The sequence below is a fragment of the Paenibacillus sp. FSL H7-0331 genome (assembly GCF_001956045.1).
Window position 1 is genome coordinate 255,459 of the sequence record NZ_MRTH01000011.1, and the last position, 15,404, is coordinate 270,862.

Here is a 15,404-nt window from a genome sequence, read left to right on the forward strand (position 1 = left end):
TGGAAGGATATCCATACTGTACAGAACGTCAGGAAAGAAGGGTTCCACATTGAGTGAGCAGTTAAATCAGATTATGGGCACCGACCATTCGCAAATATATGAAATTCATACCCATGCTTCCGGTCCCGAGGGCTCGCTTCCGTTAACGCGGGAGATGCTGCTGAATTCACCGAGCGGTGATTTATTCGGGCTCTCGCAAAATGTTGGAATGGGCTGGAAGCCCTCTCGCCTGAGTGGCAAGCAGTTTCTGCTGCTGAGCACGCAAGGTGGAATCCGTAAGGATGATGGGACTCCGGTTGCTCTTGGTTATCATACGGGCCATTGGGAAATAGGTCTGCTTATGGAAGAAGCAGCTAATGAGATCGCCGATAACGGCGGTCTGCCTTTTGCCGGCTATGTGAGCGATCCCTGCGATGGCCGTTCCCAGGGAACGACCGGAATGTTCGATTCATTGCCTTACCGTAATGATGCGGCTATCGTTTTTCGACGGCTGGTTCGTTCATTACCGACCCGCAGAGGGGTCATTGGCGTAGCGACCTGTGATAAAGGGCTGCCCGCGATGATGATGGCGCTTGCTGGTATACATGATTTGCCTTGCATTATTGTTCCAGGAGGTGTGACGCTCCCTCCAACAAATGGCGAGGATGCAGGCAAGATTCAGACGATAGGCGCCCGTTATTCGAATGGGGAGCTATCGCTGGAAGATGCAGCCGATTTGGGCTGTCGCGCCTGTGCAACTCCAGGAGGTGGCTGTCAGTTTCTCGGGACGGCAGCAACGGCGCAGGTCGTTGCCGAGGCGCTTGGCATGACCATTCCGCATGCAGCCTTGTCTCCCTCCGGTCAGCCGATTTGGAAGGAGATGTCCCGCCAATCCGCACGAGCTATGATGGCGATGGAAGCCAAGGGTATCAAGATGAAGGATATTTTGACGGAATCGGCTATCCGCAACGCGATGGCAGTACATGCCGCTTTTGGCGGTTCGACCAATCTGCTGCTGCACATTCCGGCCATTGCCCATGCGGCGGGGCTGCCTGTGCCTACGGTTCAGGATTGGATTAAGATCAATAAATCGGTTCCGCGTTTGGTCAGTGTGCTGCCGAATGGACCGGATTATCATCCGACAGTACGCGTATTTCTGGCGGGTGGCGTACCCGAAGTGATGCTGCATCTAAGAAGGCTCGGTGTATTGGATGTGGATGTAATGACAGTTACAGGGGAAAAGCTGTCGACGGTTCTCGATTGGTGGGAAACGAGCGAGCGTCGGAAAGCGCTTAAGAAGCTGCTGCTGGATGCCGATGGTGTTGAAGCGGATGCTGTCATTATGACACCCGAGCAATCCAAACGAAGAGGGCTTACTTCAACCGTAACCTTTCCGATGGGGAATCTGGCTCCGGAAGGCTCAGTAATTAAATCAACAGCTATCGATGCATCCGTTGTTGGTGAGGATGGTGTTTATCGTCACCGCGGCCAAGCAAAGGTCTATACCTCTGAGCGCGAAGCGATCTTTGCCATTAAAAGTGGAGGCGTAGTGGCTGGTGATATTATGGTGCTGATCGGTCGTGGTCCTTCTGGAACCGGAATGGAAGAAACCTACCAATTAACATCAGCGCTTAAGCATCTGCCTTTTGGCAAATACGTTTCGCTCATTACCGATGCCCGATTCTCGGGGGTATCAACAGGAGCTTGTATTGGTCATGTCGGACCCGAGGCACTTGCTGGTGGTCCGATAGGGAAGCTGCGTAATGGCGATACGATTGATATCGTAGTGAACCGTGATACCCTTGAAGGCAGCGTTCATTTTATCGGTCACGGCGATGATCTCGTCAGTCCGGAGGAGGGTGCGCTCATTCTTCAGGCTCGTGACCCGCATCCTGATCTGGCTCCCGATGCGAAACTGCCGGATGATACCCGATTATGGGCAGCACTGCAAGCGGTTAGCGGCGGCACTTGGCGGGGAAGCATCTATGATGTGGAACGAATCGTAACGGCACTGGAAGCAGGCAAGAAATCGTTAGGCTGGTAAACCAAATATCCCTGGACTCATAGGGGAAGCTTTAATAAAACAAGCCGGAGAATCAGGCTGGAATCAAGGCGAACGCATCGCTCTTGTATTCGGCTGCAGGATTCTCCGGTTTTTTCTTGCTGTAGTTTCTATATTTGGCCTGACATAGTATGATAGGATAGATAGGAAAATACGGTATCAAGGAGAGGGAAACATGAGTATAGGCAGCATATTATTGCAAACGTCTATCGATACCTTCAAGAGTGCAGAGAGGCTGGGCTATAAAACATTATTGCAATTATCCTATGAGGAACTGCACTTGAAACCAAGTCCTGAATCGAATTCTATAGCGATTATCGTTAAACATCTCCATGGAAATATGCTTTCACGCTGGACCGATTTTCTTACCACAGATGGTGAAAAGCCAAGCCGTAATCGGGATGCCGAGTTTGAAGAAGGTTATGATACCCGCGAAGCACTTCTGGAAGCTTGGCGTTCAGGCTGGGAGCTTACGTTTGAGACCTTACAAGAATTGAAGGAAGAAGACCTGCTGAGTAACATCACAATACGCGGAGAGGTACATAACGTGATTCAGGCCATATCCAGACAGATTCAACATTATGGTTATCATGTGGGACAAATTGTGTATATCGGCAAGCAGATCAAGGATGCGGATTGGCAGCAGCTTAGTGTTCCCAAGAAAGCATCGCGGTTATAATCACGTCGATTCCACAATTATGATTACAAATATAAACAAAGTGATCAGGATGAACAGCATGATCAGATAGAAGGTAGGTAACTAATTTGAAATTTCGGCCCTGTATTGATTTACACCAAGGTAAGGTCAAACAAATAGTAGGTGATACTTTAAGTGCGGCTAACCATGATGTTGTAGAAAATTTCGTTTCCGAGTACGATTCTGCGCACTATGCCTCCATGTTCCAACAGGATCAACTGCGGGGCGGGCATGTGATCATGCTTGGTGGCGGTAATGAAGAGGCGGCTAAGCAGGCGCTTGGCACTTATCCGGGTGGTCTTCAGATTGGTGGAGGCATCACAGCGGATAACGCAGTTTCCTACTTGGAGCAAGGTGCGTCGCATGTGATCGTGACCTCATACATTTTCCGTGATGGCGAGCTGGATATGCATAATTTGCGTCGGATTGTAGAAGCTGTAGGCAAGGAAAAACTTGTCATCGATCTAAGCTGCAAAGCTAAAGACGGGGTATGGTATGTCGTAACGAACCAATGGAAAACGTTCAGCAACTTTGAAGTGAATCAAGCAAATATACGTGAGCTGGCAAGCTATTGTGATGAATTTCTTGTTCATGCGGTCGATGTAGAAGGCAAACGTACAGGCATTCATGAAAGTCTGGTTCGTCATTTGGCTGATTGGGTAACGATTCCGACAACCTATGCAGGAGGAGCTCGTTCCATGGAGGATTTGGAGCTGTTCAGGTCCATTGTACATGGAAAAATGGATATAACCGTAGGCAGCGCTTTGGATATTTTTGGCGGAAGCTTATCCTACAAGGATGTTGTTGCTTATTGCGGCCAAGCAGAGTAAGGAGGCGACGACCATAAGCCGAGTCACAGAAATCGATAAGTCCCGTTTGCAGGTGTTTATGGCATTTCAAAAGGATCCGCTTCATCTGCTGGAGAGCACTCTCCATGACGGCGATATGGTTTACTTGGGCAATGGACGCAAACGGCCAGCCTATATTGTGAATTCGCCAGAGTTTGTCCATGAGATTCTCGTCAGTAAGGACGCCTTTTTCGTTAAAGGACGATCTTCCTCGGTATTGAGCAGAACGATAGGGGATGGACTTCTTACTTCAGAGCATGAGCGTCACCAGAAGCAGCGTCAGTATATGCAGCCTGTATTTTACAAGGAACGCATTCAGTCGTACGCCCAAATCGTACTCAGGGAAGCGGAAGCGTTCGCTAACCGGCTCACAGAAGGACAAACCATCTCCATCAGTGATATGATGATGCAGCTTACGTTGACGGTAATAGCCCAGACGATGTTTGCCACCGATCTGGAGGAACGCAAATCGGAGCTGGCTGCAGCGGTGAATGATACGATTGAGCGCTCTGCACGGACTTTATTTTCACCCTTTATTATGCCGCTAGGTATGCCCACTCCGGGAAATATTGTGCATCGAAGAGCCATTCGTACGCTGGAGACGATGGTCTATGAGGTTATTAATGATGCCCAAATCCATCCCGACAAATATCAGTTAAGCCTGCTGGGCTTGCTGATGGATACGAAGGATACGAACGGTGAGGGCATACCGATAGAGGAAATGCGCAATCAAATGATGACCATGCTGCTGGCCGGACATGAGACAACCGCGAATTTGCTCACCTGGATTTGGTATTCACTGGGCGAGCACCCAGAGGTGGAGGCCAAATTTCACAAAGAGCTGGAGAGTGTTGAGCTGACCGTAGGCTCAGCTATGGAGCAGTACCGCAAGCTCACCTATAACAACCAAATCATTCAAGAGGCACTTCGTCTGTACCCACCAGCTTGGACCATATTGAGGGAAGCCGAACGTGAAGTGACGATGCTGGGTGAGACCTTTGCTCCGCACAGCTCCTTTCTAATCAGTCCCTATTCCATTCATCGAAATGGGAATGTATTTGAGGATCCGCTGGCGTTTCGTCCTGAACGATTCGCAGAGGGAGCAGGGTCTTGGCCGCGGTTTGCTTATTTTCCGTTTGGCGGGGGCTCGCGAAGCTGTATCGGCTCTAACTTCGCCATGATGGAAGCAACCCTGATATTGGCAGCAGTCGGCAAAAGATTTCGCTTTCGTCGGACAGATTCGCTGCCGGTTCAGCCAGAGCCTCTCGTCTCGCTGCGTATCAAGGGCGGACTTAACATGGAGCCAATCAAGCAATAGCAAAGCAGGCCAGGCATATCGACACTGACCTTGCTTGCTATTGCTATTTTTTTATAATATCAGAATTTATAAGTCTTCAGCAGAGCTGAATATTCTGATATTGCAAGAAAAGCAACCTATTGGACACGAATGTATCTTCACCGAATAGGCTTCGATCAGAAGCTTTTCTTATTTCCCCACGTAAAAGGTAACCTCAGTGCCTTTTTCCACATTTTGATTCGCCGGAGGATCTTGTCTCATGACTTTACCTGCTGATGCTTCATTAGCCTCCAGGAAAAATTGATAACGCAAATTGTTTGCGAGAAGAAGTGCTTCCGCTTCTTTTAATGGCATATCCTTTAAATTCGGAACGACTACGATATCCCCTTCGTTGACCGGCTTTGGAGTGGCAGGTGCAGGCGTCGGAGTGGTCGGTTGTGGAGTCGGATTCGGAACAGCTGGTTTTTCGACAACCGCTGGCTGATTCGATGGCTGATCGGGTTTTCTAAGCAAATGTACAGTTAACATTTCTGCAATCAGTAGAACAAGAATGATAAGGCCTGCAAGAATCCACTTCTTTTTAGTTCCACTACGTCGTACAGCAGTCTCCAGTTCCTCAAAATCGGATTGTGGTTGCTGTTGAACGGGTCTGGCTTGCTGTTGAGCGGGTTTTGCCTGGTATGGAGCCGATTTAGGTGGACTAATGATAGTATCCTGAAACGAACGGCTTTGAAATTGCTCCTGAGGCGATTGAACCGCGGCCATTTTCTTCGTCAGATCAGGATCGGGTGGAATAGGCGGGATCAGCTTTTTTTCGGAAAGAGTCCGTTCCATATCCAGATGTTCAGGATACGTTAGCAGCATTTGATCAAGGCCTTTCAGCAGCACCGTCAAGCTCTTGCGATCGAGAACGGCAGCACGAATCCATTTGATTATGACCTCTTTTTCGTCCACAGGCATTTTGCCTAAAGCATCTACGAGCAGCAGCCCCATAGCCTCCACATTAGCGGGAATAATAGAAGTTTTTGCGATCAACTGATACAGCAAACGCCCCAATCCTCCGGCTTCACTCCAGAGCGGATCTTCGTTGCTCCAATAGTTAATAATGATAGGCTGATTCGCGCCTTGAATCCAAATGTTGTTGGCATGAACCGAAAAGCCAGAGATGCCATCCTTGGCCGCATCCTGCATACTTTGCCCAAGAGTGCGAATGAGAACAAGTATTTCATATACACTTAAGGAATGTGATTCAAGCTCCTCTTCCAAGAAATAGCCGAGCTCAGGCTTCAGTACAATCATAATCGAATGTGAATCGAGTTCAATATCCCAGACATGCATAAAGCGGTCTTCCGGCAGCTGCGAGCCATCCTTGATCGATTGAATCACATCCAGACGCGGACCTTCGCTCTCATTAAATTCCGAAATATAGAGCATCACATCTCGATGCAGAATGGAATCACGGCCTTTATATAAATTCCCTGAGGATTGTTTTTGTAGCTGCTGTTCTTTGTTATAACGTTTATAGGTATGGGTATCCATCATAGCGCCTCCTGCTATTCACAATATTCGTAAGCAATCTCTATTTTGTGAATGATTTTGTTCCTTGAGGGTTAATAGTAGTAATAATAGTATAACATGCTTGCTGATTACAAACAGGAGGGGATTAAAAATGGCATTTTGGTCAATAAATACGTTTAGTCTGGAAAGTGAGCTTGGAACTTTAACCTTGACAGAATGGGACGAAGCTGGCAAGCAGCTTAGGACAAAGGTTAAGCCACAGCCAGAAGTCTTGTCGCTGCTGAATCTGCCTGCCACATTGAAAGAAAAAGGATATACCGCTGCAGAGATTAGCTATTCGCAATTTCCGCAAACGGATACGCTGTATGTTGAACAATTAAGAACCGCGTTTCAGCAGGCAGGTGTAGACTTCGCTTCGCTGCTGCTCGACTATGCGGATCTGTCGTCGGTCGATCCTGTCCGCCGCGCGGCTGATCTCGAATGGTGCCGAATATGGCTGGACATTGCGGCCAAAGCAGGGGCCCACCGAGTTCGTATTGCGGCCGGTGAATCATCTGCCGATGATGAAGCAGCGCTTAAACGCTCCGCCGAAGGCTTTGTGGAGCTGTCCAACTATGCGGCAGGGCTGGGAATCCGGATCATGACCGAAAATTTGGATGAGCTGCTGTCAACCTCTGAGAACTGCCGTTATTTCCTCGATTTGTGCGATGCCAAGGTTGGCTTTACGGCAGACTTCGGCAACTTCGAGCAGGACAAATATCAGCAGCTTGCTGATGTATTGCCACTTGCCGAGACTGTACACGTCAAAGCGGCCCTTAATGATAACGGTACGATCGATACGGCAGATTTTCGCCGCTGCATGAAGCTGCTGGTAGATACGGGATTCCGTGGTCCACTGTCACTTACTTATCTGGGCGATGGCGAGCCCTGGGAGCATCTGGATCAGATGCGTACACTTGCAGAAGAACTTATCCATCCTCCTGTTCAAGCATGAGCTTAATCTATCGTTCCTGACAAGCGACATCTCTGCTATAATAAGATCAGCTTATAGATATAAGCCTTATAGATAGGTGAGGTGGCAGAGATGATCAAGCTTGTAGCATTTGATGTGGATGGAACTTTGAGGGACCGGGATTATTTGCCCGAATCGACCCGTTTGGCGCTTCAGCGTTTACAAGAGCAAGGCATAATTATTACCTTATGTACAGGTCGTAGTGAGTACGAAATGGCTTCGCTGCGCGAGGAGCTTGGTATCGATTGGGCTATTACCTGCAATGGCACACACATAGGTTATCGAGGAGAAACTGTCTTCGGCAGTGCCTTCACCAAAGATACCGTACGCGAGTGGCTTGAGCAGGCTGACCGTTTGAACCAAACGCTTCTGTTGTATGGCTCAGAGAAAATGTTTACCAATCGTCAGGATGCTCCCTATTTTCTGCAGGCTCAGCAGGAGATCGGCTTCATGAATCCAATCCTGTTGGAAGCTAATCAGGATGTGCCTGATATTTATCAATGCATTGTATTTTGTAACGAGCAGGATGAGTCCCTCTATGTGGGTGAAGAACGTAACACCTATTATATGCACCGCTGGCGTCCCTGGGCACTCGACATTAATCCAGGTGGCATGAATAAAGCAATCGGCTTGCAAAGGCTGCTTGACCATCTGGGTATTTCCACGAATGAAGCTGCAGCTTTTGGCGATGGGCTTAACGATTGGGAAATGATTGAGGAAGTCGGCCTTGGTATCGTTATGGGTAATGCTGATGATACCTTGAAGCAAAAAACAAGCTTCGTCACTCGCTCACTGCGTGAAGACGGTATCGCTTACGCCGTGGACAAATGGATTTTGCAGCTAACTTAGACTCATGATTTTTCGCAAGCCTTACTTTTACTTACATATGCTTGCGGTACGTATTTGGGGCAACGCCCACGTATTGCTTGAATAGGCGTGAGAAATAAAAGACGTCTGTATAACCCAATTGATGAGCAATTTCCTTGATGGACAGCTCAGAATTAATCAAAATATTTTTGGCTTCAGCAATTTTTAAACGATGAACATATTCATTAAACGGATAACCTGTATATTCAGATACGTTGCGGCGCAGTGTGGATACGGAGATGTGGTGCCGCTTCGCTATTTTGTCAGCATCAATCGGTTCGTTAAGAAAATTTGAAATATCGTCCATGATCGGGATCATTTTATGCATCCTGTTGCTCTCCGGTTGTTCGTTAGCGTTCAAGATGAACTCGTACAGCATCGATTCAAGCAGCAGGGATGCCCGATCTATACTTGCTGGAACACCGCTTTCCATCAACAAAAAGATTCGTTCAATTTTATTGTATTGGGCGTCATCTGTACCTACTCGCAGTACCTTATCCCGCTTAATTCCCCAATGCTCGATCCATTCCTGAATGCGAGTACCTTCAATTGTAAAATAAAACTCATCCCAATACCCGTTACGATCAGGACCATAATGAAATTCGGCGCCCGGGTAGAACCAGAACAAGCTTCCCTGCTCAACAGGCTGCCGGACTCCATCGTTCACCTGATAGCTTCCTTTACCCCCAGTAATATAAACAATCGCCCATTTACTGAAAGTGGCCTGCTGTCTAATCATCGTTCTTCCAGGAAGATGACCGACATTGGTTATTCTCAGAGATTGAACATACAGCTTACTTGAATCGACTTTGCAGTCAATGGTCCGAAGTGGCTGTGGACTGATCATATAATCCATGAATCGTGTCACTTTGTGCATTCACTCCATCTCGGCTCCATGGTATGGTTGTTAGGTATTCATCCTATTGTAACATACATTGGAGGCAGCTGACGCCATGTCTAAATTGAAAATTGCCGTTATCGGTGCCGGATCGATTTCCGAGGCCCATTTGACCGCATATTCCGTACACCCGGAAGTCGAATTAATCGCAATCTGTGATTTGAATGAAACGAGAGCACAGGAAAAGGCAGAACGTTATGGTGCGGGTACTACGTATACGAATTATTTGGAGCTACTGCAAAATCCCGATATTGAGGCAGTCAGTATTTGTACCTGGAATCACATGCACGCGAAGATTGCGATTGCGGCTCTGGAAGCGGGGAAACATGTGTTATGTGAAAAGCCGCTTTGCAAGACGGTAGAAGAAGCGCTGAATGTGCAAAAGGCAGTTCATGATTCTGGCAAGGTACTTCAGGTCGGTTATGTCAGACGTTATGGTACGAATGTACAGACTCTGCGTAAATTTGTGGACGCCGGGCAATTGGGTGAAATCTATTATGCAAAAGCTTCCTGCTTGCGTCGACTTGGTAATCCTGGCGGCTGGTTCTCGGATAGTGAACGCTCTGGTGGTGGACCGCTGATCGATCTTGGTGTGCATGTGATCGATTTATGCTGGTATCTGATGGGCAAGCCGAAGGTGAAGTCGGTTAGCGGCAATACATACCGTAAGCTTGGAAACCGTGCGCATATTGACAATTTATCCTATTACAAGGCAGCTGATTTCAATGCTGAGCATAATGATGTAGAGGATCTCGCAAATGCTCTGATCCGATTCGACAACGGGGCGTCGTTAATGGTGGATGTCAGCTTTACGCTGCATGCCCGCAAGGATGAACTCGCTGTTAAACTGTACGGAGATAAGGGTGGAGCAGAGATCGAGCCTGAGCTTCAGATCATATCCGAACAGCAGAATACGATTATCAATATAACTCCACAGATCGATCATCCCAGCTTTCAATTCCAGCCCGGCTTTAATGCGGAGATTGCTCATTTTGTTGATTGCTGCCGCGGCCGCACGGAAACGTTATGTCCAGTAGAGGATGGCGTCGAAATGATTAAAATATTAACTGCAATCTATCAATCCGCAGCCGAAGGTAAGGAAATACAGTTTTAAAATAATTGAAAAACAGATGAGGGAGGAGTTTCCGGGTATGAAGCTTACGAATAAAGTCGGAGTCATCGTCGATAGCTTTGGGATCGGTGTTCGTGAAGGATTAAAGAAAGCGCGGGAGGTTGGTGCGGATGGCGTGCAGATCTACGCGGTTTCTGGTGAGATGGATCCAGCGGGCTTATCAGCGCAGGCTCGACGTGAGCTCAAAAGCTATATCGATTCATTAGGTTTGGAAATCTCAGCGTTATGTGGAGATCTGGGAGGCCATGGCTTTCAGGATGCAGCGGCGAATCCTGTTAAGATCGAGCAATCGAAACGGATTCTCGATCTGGCGCTTGAGCTTGGAACGAATATAGTGACTACTCACATCGGGATTGTGCCTGAGGATCCGAATGATCGGATTTATGCGGCCATGCAGTCCGCTTGCGAGGAGCTAAGCAGCTATGCGCATGGGATGAATGCCTATTTTGCTATTGAGACAGGTCCGGAGCCTGCGGCCAGATTAAAGACTTTTCTGGATTCGCTAACACAAAACGGGGTTTCTGTCAATTTTGATCCGGCCAACATGGTGATGGTGACTGGAGATGATCCCGTTCAGGGAGTTGTGCTGCTGAAGGATTATATCGTGCATACGCATGTGAAGGACGGAATCAGGGTTCGGGAAATCGATCCGAAGGAAGTATACGGGTATCTGGGTTACAGCCAAATGACACATGAGCATATCGCCCAATTGGCAGCGTCCGGCAAAGCCTTTGAGGAAGTTCCATTAGGAGAAGGACAAGTCAAGTTCGCGGAATATTTTCAAGCGCTGCAGCAAATCGGATATACAGGTTATTTGACTATAGAGCGTGAAGTGGGCGACCAGCCCGAGGTGGATATTCGCAAAGCAGTCACTTTTATTCGTAATTATCAATAGACAGGAGGCACGTATAGATGAAGATAGCATTAAGCGCATGGAGCTGCCATCAGAGCTTTTATGATAAAACGTGGACGAACGCCGATTTCATCGATTATGCTGCATCAACAGGTGCAGATGGTGTGGAGCTTCTCAGTATGTTCTGGAATTCGGATACAGATATTGAACCCGTGCAAGAGGCACTCAGACGCAATGGCTTGGAGTTGGCCTGCTTTGGGGCTAGCAATAATCTGGCGCAAATCGATGAGGAGAAGCGCAAGGAGCAGGTTCAAGATATTTACTCAAGCGTCGATATGGCTGTACTGCTGGGAGCGAAGGTTGTACGTGTGTTCTCAGGTGATAAGTCGGGAGACATGACCTTCGAGCAAGCCAAGGATTGGATACTGGATGGCTTGAGAGAGGCTGCAGCTTATGCTGGAACCAAGGGAGTTACGCTATGCCTTGAAAATCATGGCCTGTTTGCCGGTAAGGTTGAACAGGTATCCAAAATCATAGCTGAGGTCGGTTCCCCATATTTGCGTCAAACCTTTGATACGGGGAACTTTCTTCTGGTAGACGAGCAGCCGAATGGAGCTATTGTCGAACTGATTGATTTGGTATCACATGTTCATTTGAAGGATTTCAAGAAAATTACGGATAGTGAGCATAAGGGCAGAACGTATACTTCGCTTAGTGGAGACGTGTATGCCGGTCAGGTTCCCGGAGAAGGGGACGTCGATCTACCATTTGTGTTATCCAGTTTGAAACGTGCTGGTTATACGGGCTGGTTGTCTGTCGAGTATGAAGGGAACGAGGATCAGAAGCAGGCATCGGCACGCTCGATCAGCAATTTGGCTAAGCTGCTGGAACAATTGTAAAACCACTAAAGGACTTTTCATTAGGGATCTCACCGTTAAAGGGTGGGATCCTATTTCTCATGAGTTTCAGCAATATGCGAATTGTCCCCGCACTTTGAAGATGGGATAAGGCCGATCGGTCCGTCTGTTATCCGAGATTTATAAGAAATCAGCTTAAACCAAGTTGCTGGAAGTTAAAGCAAGAAGTCATATTTTCTTTTACCGTGGAGTATTCTTCGAATTTCCACGAACTCATTATTAAACACATAGAATACAATATATGTTTCAACAATTAACATTCTGTATTTCAGGGATTGAAGTCTAATATCATTAGGAATAGAACCGCTATGGGGAAACAACTCTAAGACAGATATTGCTTCATCGAATTTGTTTGCCATTGATATTGCAGCAGTTGGATTATCAAGCATTATATACTGAATGATATCGATGATATCTTGTTCAGCAATTGGCAAATACTCGATATTATATCTCTTTTCCACGTATTAGACTCCTTAGATTATTCATGACATCCGCATGACTTTTCCTATCAACTCCAGTATTACTTTGACCTTCAGCAACTGCCAATTTTTGGTACAATTCAATAAGAGCTTGCTGCTTTTCATATAATGCATGGCTCATAACTACAAGATCACTTTGACCATTTTTTGTTATAAATATAGGTTCACCATCATGATGGGCTATATCTGAAATTGCATTAAAGTTATTTCGTAAGTCAGAGATTGGACGAATAGTAGGCATATTTTCCACCTCGATTATCAATTTGTTAATAATTATTTTATCATAATAATGATATTTAATACAGGGTTATCTAGGAAGCATATTCAACAGACACACCTACCCTTTGGCTATAAGTCGGTGAGGCGTGGATAACACACAAACGTTCTGCGAACTTGTCTTCCTTGTGCTATAATAATGAGATTATAGTCTGTGGACCGTTGCAGATTTTATCCATTTTAAGGGGGACAAAGTTTTGCGCAAGCGTTTTGTGATTGAGGCTGTGATGATTGCCGTGTACGGAGAAATGCTCGTGCCGAGTCAGGCCGTGGAATACCTGGTTCCTTATACAACGATAAGTGAATTGTACGAAATGATAGAAAGCAAGGAACCTGTGATGCCTTTATCTATTGATGAGGCACATGTTCGCTCGAAAATTAGCGAGTTAATTGCGATGCTCGAGGAGCCTTTTAACAAGAAAAAGCTGGAGCGCGCCTTAGCCACACCTTGGGGAAAAAGTCCGCCTTTGCCATTCAACGACAATGTTTCGTTTACTGTGGTGAATGCCTACGATAATACAGAGTACGGTGAAGAGTTTGACCCTATTGAGACGGAGCTGATATTGACCTCCTTGCGCGAGAAAGCTCCCATTATGACGGATCAGCCGGATTTGGTAGACAGAATTATTGAAGCGCGGATACCGGTTCACATCTTTGATATGGATGATTTTGAATTTGCTGTTGAGGAAGATGCGAATCCAGTTTAGCCAAGAACGAGTTTTACCCATCGATAATATGGGTTAAAAAATAGACGTGCCCCAAACCATCATCGAGTTAAGAAGCGAGATCAGATGGTAGATGGAGTACGTCTTTTTGTATTATAGTTGTAAAGCTCTGTAAGGCGAAATGAGCGATGCAAATGTACATTCAGCTAGAAGTTGATATAATTACCATATATAAAGTTATCTGATTTGAACTGTACAAGCAGGTACATTAAATTCCAATGCACGAAAAACTATAGGGAGGTTTGTTATGGACACTAACAGCTTTGAAGCGCTGGTAGTTGATAAGCAGGGGGATGATTTCAAGATCGGTTTGCAGGAGATGAAGCTGGAGGATCTATCACAGGGCGAAGTTGTGGTCCGTGTGCACTATTCCAGCTTGAACTATAAAGATGGTCTGGCTTGTATGGCGAATGGCGGTATTGTTCGCAGCTATTTGCACATACCAGGTATCGATCTTGCAGGTACCGTCTTGTCTTCGACGGATTCGCGATTTTCCACAGATCAGAAGGTTATCGTAACCGGATTTGGCCTCGGAGTATCCCATAGTGGTGGTTTCAGCAGCATTGCCCGCGTCCCTGCCGATTGGGTTGTGCCGCTTCCTCCTGCATTGGAGCTGGACGAAGCGATGATGATTGGTACAGCCGGTCTGACAGCCGCGTTATCCATTGAACGTCTGGAGTATAATGGGCTGAGTCCGCAGCGCGGAACCGTACTGGTTACCGGTGCCACAGGTGGTGTTGGCAGCTTTGCGGTTGCCCTGCTGGCCGCACGCGGCTATCAGGTGGCAGCTTCCACAGGCAAGGAAGCGGAACATGACTACTTGCGCAGCTTGGGTGCGAGTGAGATCATCAGCCGGGAAGCGCTCAATCCGGCGTCTCGCAGACCGCTTGAGAAGCAAGCATGGGCCGCTGCTGTTGATCCAGTAGGTGGCAGCTCGCTTGCCTATATTCTCGCATCCTTGCAGTATGGCGGCTCAGTGGCTGTAAGTGGGCTGACAGGAGGGGGCGATCTTCCGACAACGGTGCATCCTTTTATTTTACGTGGTGCGAATTTGCTCGGAATTGATTCGGTTCACTATCCCATTGAACGAAGGTACCCATTATGGGAACAAATTGCCGTAGATTTAAAATCAAGCGGAAAGCTGAATCAGATTGGCAGCAGCAGGATACGTTTGACAGAGATTCCAGAGTATACCGAGAAAATTTTGGATGGCCGAATTCGCGGCAGGATTGTCATCGAGATCTAACTAACCAAAAGTGAGTTGAATGCAATGAAAGCAAGAATTTTTTATTTAAGCTCAATTCTGATCGTAATCCTGTTGGGGATGGGTTCCCGACAATTTCCTGAGGCATTGCCTGTATTTATTGTGGAGCATGCCGGAGATGTATGCTGGGCAAGCATGATTTATTTTGGATTTCGATTTATATTTATAGACAAACCTTTGATCGTTGCTGTTATGATTAGCTTGATCTTTTGTTGTGCTATTGAATTTAGCCAACTGTATCAGGCAGATTGGATTAATGAGATCAGACATACCTTTATTGGAGCTTTAATATTGGGACAAGGTTTTCTAAAGCTGGATTTAGTTCGATACGCGGTGGGCGTTCTGTTAGCAGTGTGGATCGATTATTATGGGTACAGACGGATGATGAGAAGGATGTAGCCTGTGAGCTTTAGTGCCACGGCTATTTTTTTTAGAGATATCTCGCAAGAAAAGCTACATTTATAACACGAATGTATCTTCACCGAATAGGCTCCGATCAGAAGCTTTTCTTATAACATAAGAATTTATAAGTTTTCAGCGGAGCTGAAGGATTCTTATGTTTCAAGAAAACCTACCTCTG

General features: G+C 46.8%; 16 protein-coding genes. 12 read left to right on the top strand and 4 right to left on the bottom strand.

The window, feature by feature from the left end:
* Window positions 1-73: 73 nt before the first annotated feature.
* From BK127_RS18575 to BK127_RS18590, 4 genes are all read left to right on the top strand, one after another.
* The gene (locus BK127_RS18575; RefSeq protein ID WP_144026497.1) at window positions 74-2,023 is read left to right on the top strand and encodes a YjhG/YagF family D-xylonate dehydratase; all 1,950 of its coding nucleotides are present in this window, start codon (window positions 74-76) and stop codon (window positions 2,021-2,023) included.
* A gap of 193 nt (window positions 2,024-2,216) precedes the next feature.
* The gene (locus BK127_RS18580) at window positions 2,217-2,720 is read left to right on the top strand and encodes a DUF1572 family protein (RefSeq protein WP_083689396.1); all 504 of its coding nucleotides are present in this window, start codon (window positions 2,217-2,219) and stop codon (window positions 2,718-2,720) included.
* Between the two features lie 86 nt (window positions 2,721-2,806).
* Complete coding sequence (gene hisA, locus BK127_RS18585; protein WP_076232990.1) at window positions 2,807-3,568, top strand: phosphoribosylformimino-5-aminoimidazole carboxamide ribotide isomerase; 762 nt, start codon at window positions 2,807-2,809, stop codon at window positions 3,566-3,568.
* On the top strand, window positions 3,537-4,904 hold the full coding sequence (locus BK127_RS18590; RefSeq protein ID WP_144026494.1) for a cytochrome P450: 1,368 nt from the start codon (window positions 3,537-3,539) through the stop codon (window positions 4,902-4,904). The genes hisA and BK127_RS18590 overlap by 32 nt, the downstream gene beginning before the upstream one ends.
* A gap of 168 nt (window positions 4,905-5,072) precedes the next feature.
* Here BK127_RS18590 and BK127_RS18595 read toward each other — a convergent pair whose 3' ends face one another.
* A complete protein-coding gene (locus BK127_RS18595; RefSeq protein WP_076232991.1) occupies window positions 5,073-6,422 on the bottom strand; it encodes a PASTA domain-containing protein in 1,350 nt (449 codons plus the stop codon).
* A 130-nt stretch (window positions 6,423-6,552) separates the two neighbouring features.
* On the opposite strand from BK127_RS18595, the gene BK127_RS18600 reads away from it, so the two are divergent.
* Both BK127_RS18600 and BK127_RS18605 read left to right on the top strand, forming a co-directional pair.
* Window positions 6,553-7,395, top strand: coding sequence for a sugar phosphate isomerase/epimerase family protein (locus BK127_RS18600; protein WP_076232992.1), 843 nt, complete (start codon window positions 6,553-6,555; stop codon window positions 7,393-7,395).
* A gap of 90 nt (window positions 7,396-7,485) precedes the next feature.
* Window positions 7,486-8,262 carry a Cof-type HAD-IIB family hydrolase gene (locus BK127_RS18605; protein ID WP_076232993.1) on the top strand — a complete coding sequence of 259 codons (777 nt, stop codon included), beginning with the start codon at window positions 7,486-7,488 and terminating at the stop codon, window positions 8,260-8,262.
* A gap of 31 nt (window positions 8,263-8,293) precedes the next feature.
* On the opposite strand, the gene BK127_RS18610 is transcribed toward BK127_RS18605, so the two are convergent.
* Window positions 8,294-9,136 (bottom strand): AraC family transcriptional regulator, encoded by an 843-nt coding sequence (locus BK127_RS18610; RefSeq protein WP_083689398.1) that lies wholly within the window; start codon window positions 9,134-9,136, stop codon window positions 8,294-8,296.
* A 97-nt stretch (window positions 9,137-9,233) separates the two neighbouring features.
* Between BK127_RS18610 and BK127_RS18615 the strand changes: the two genes are divergently transcribed.
* The 3 genes from BK127_RS18615 to BK127_RS18625 are packed head-to-tail and all read left to right on the top strand — an operon-like array spanning window position 9,234 to window position 12,062.
* Entirely contained in the window at window positions 9,234-10,292 is a 1,059-nt protein-coding gene (locus BK127_RS18615; RefSeq protein WP_076232994.1) for a Gfo/Idh/MocA family protein, read from the top strand.
* Between the two features lie 37 nt (window positions 10,293-10,329).
* Window positions 10,330-11,205, top strand: coding sequence for a sugar phosphate isomerase/epimerase family protein (locus tag BK127_RS18620; RefSeq protein WP_083689399.1), 876 nt, complete (start codon window positions 10,330-10,332; stop codon window positions 11,203-11,205).
* A gap of 17 nt (window positions 11,206-11,222) precedes the next feature.
* Window positions 11,223-12,062, top strand: coding sequence for a sugar phosphate isomerase/epimerase family protein (locus BK127_RS18625; RefSeq protein ID WP_076232996.1), 840 nt, complete (start codon window positions 11,223-11,225; stop codon window positions 12,060-12,062).
* 173 nt (window positions 12,063-12,235) lie between these two features.
* On the opposite strand, the gene BK127_RS18630 is transcribed toward BK127_RS18625, so the two are convergent.
* On the bottom strand, window positions 12,236-12,541 hold the full coding sequence (locus tag BK127_RS18630; RefSeq protein WP_076232997.1) for a type II toxin-antitoxin system RelE/ParE family toxin: 306 nt from the start codon (window positions 12,539-12,541) through the stop codon (window positions 12,236-12,238).
* Entirely contained in the window at window positions 12,525-12,800 is a 276-nt protein-coding gene (locus tag BK127_RS18635; protein WP_076232998.1) for a type II toxin-antitoxin system Phd/YefM family antitoxin, read from the bottom strand. The genes BK127_RS18630 and BK127_RS18635 overlap by 17 nt, the downstream gene beginning before the upstream one ends.
* A gap of 232 nt (window positions 12,801-13,032) precedes the next feature.
* Between BK127_RS18635 and BK127_RS18640 the strand changes: the two genes are divergently transcribed.
* The 3 genes from BK127_RS18640 to BK127_RS18650 all read left to right on the top strand — a co-directional run bounded on the left by BK127_RS18640 (window position 13,033) and on the right by BK127_RS18650 (window position 15,223).
* Window positions 13,033-13,542, top strand: a complete 510-nt coding sequence (locus BK127_RS18640; protein WP_076232999.1) for an ADP-heptose synthase — start codon at window positions 13,033-13,035, stop codon at window positions 13,540-13,542.
* Window positions 13,543-13,807: 265 nt separating this feature from the next.
* Window positions 13,808-14,806 carry an acrylyl-CoA reductase family protein gene (locus BK127_RS18645; protein ID WP_076233000.1) on the top strand — a complete coding sequence of 333 codons (999 nt, stop codon included), beginning with the start codon at window positions 13,808-13,810 and terminating at the stop codon, window positions 14,804-14,806.
* A gap of 24 nt (window positions 14,807-14,830) precedes the next feature.
* Window positions 14,831-15,223: a ribosomal maturation YjgA family protein gene (locus BK127_RS18650; protein ID WP_076233001.1), complete on the top strand. Its 393-nt coding sequence runs from the start codon at window positions 14,831-14,833 to the stop codon at window positions 15,221-15,223.
* Window positions 15,224-15,404: the final 181 nt, after the last annotated feature.

Bases quoted from the DNA above. Each gene is read 5' to 3' on its own strand.
- BK127_RS18575 (WP_144026497.1), top strand. From the start codon at position 74: ATGGGCACCGACCATTCGCAAATATATGAAATTCATACCCATGCTTCC.
- BK127_RS18580 (WP_083689396.1), top strand. From the start codon at position 2,217: ATGAGTATAGGCAGCATATTATTGCAAACGTCTATCGATACCTTCAAG.
- BK127_RS18590 (WP_144026494.1), top strand. From the start codon at position 3,537: ATGTTGTTGCTTATTGCGGCCAAGCAGAGTAAGGAGGCGACGACCATA.
- BK127_RS18595 (WP_076232991.1), bottom strand. From the start codon at position 6,422: ATGGATACCCATACCTATAAACGTTATAACAAAGAACAGCAGCTACAA.
- BK127_RS18600 (WP_076232992.1), top strand. From the start codon at position 6,553: ATGGCATTTTGGTCAATAAATACGTTTAGTCTGGAAAGTGAGCTTGGA.
- BK127_RS18605 (WP_076232993.1), top strand. From the start codon at position 7,486: ATGATCAAGCTTGTAGCATTTGATGTGGATGGAACTTTGAGGGACCGG.
- BK127_RS18610 (WP_083689398.1), bottom strand. From the start codon at position 9,136: ATGGATTATATGATCAGTCCACAGCCACTTCGGACCATTGACTGCAAA.
- BK127_RS18615 (WP_076232994.1), top strand. From the start codon at position 9,234: ATGTCTAAATTGAAAATTGCCGTTATCGGTGCCGGATCGATTTCCGAG.
- BK127_RS18620 (WP_083689399.1), top strand. From the start codon at position 10,330: ATGAAGCTTACGAATAAAGTCGGAGTCATCGTCGATAGCTTTGGGATC.
- BK127_RS18625 (WP_076232996.1), top strand. From the start codon at position 11,223: ATGAAGATAGCATTAAGCGCATGGAGCTGCCATCAGAGCTTTTATGAT.
- BK127_RS18635 (WP_076232998.1), bottom strand. From the start codon at position 12,800: ATGCCTACTATTCGTCCAATCTCTGACTTACGAAATAACTTTAATGCA.
- BK127_RS18645 (WP_076233000.1), top strand. From the start codon at position 13,808: ATGGACACTAACAGCTTTGAAGCGCTGGTAGTTGATAAGCAGGGGGAT.
- BK127_RS18650 (WP_076233001.1), top strand. From the start codon at position 14,831: ATGAAAGCAAGAATTTTTTATTTAAGCTCAATTCTGATCGTAATCCTG.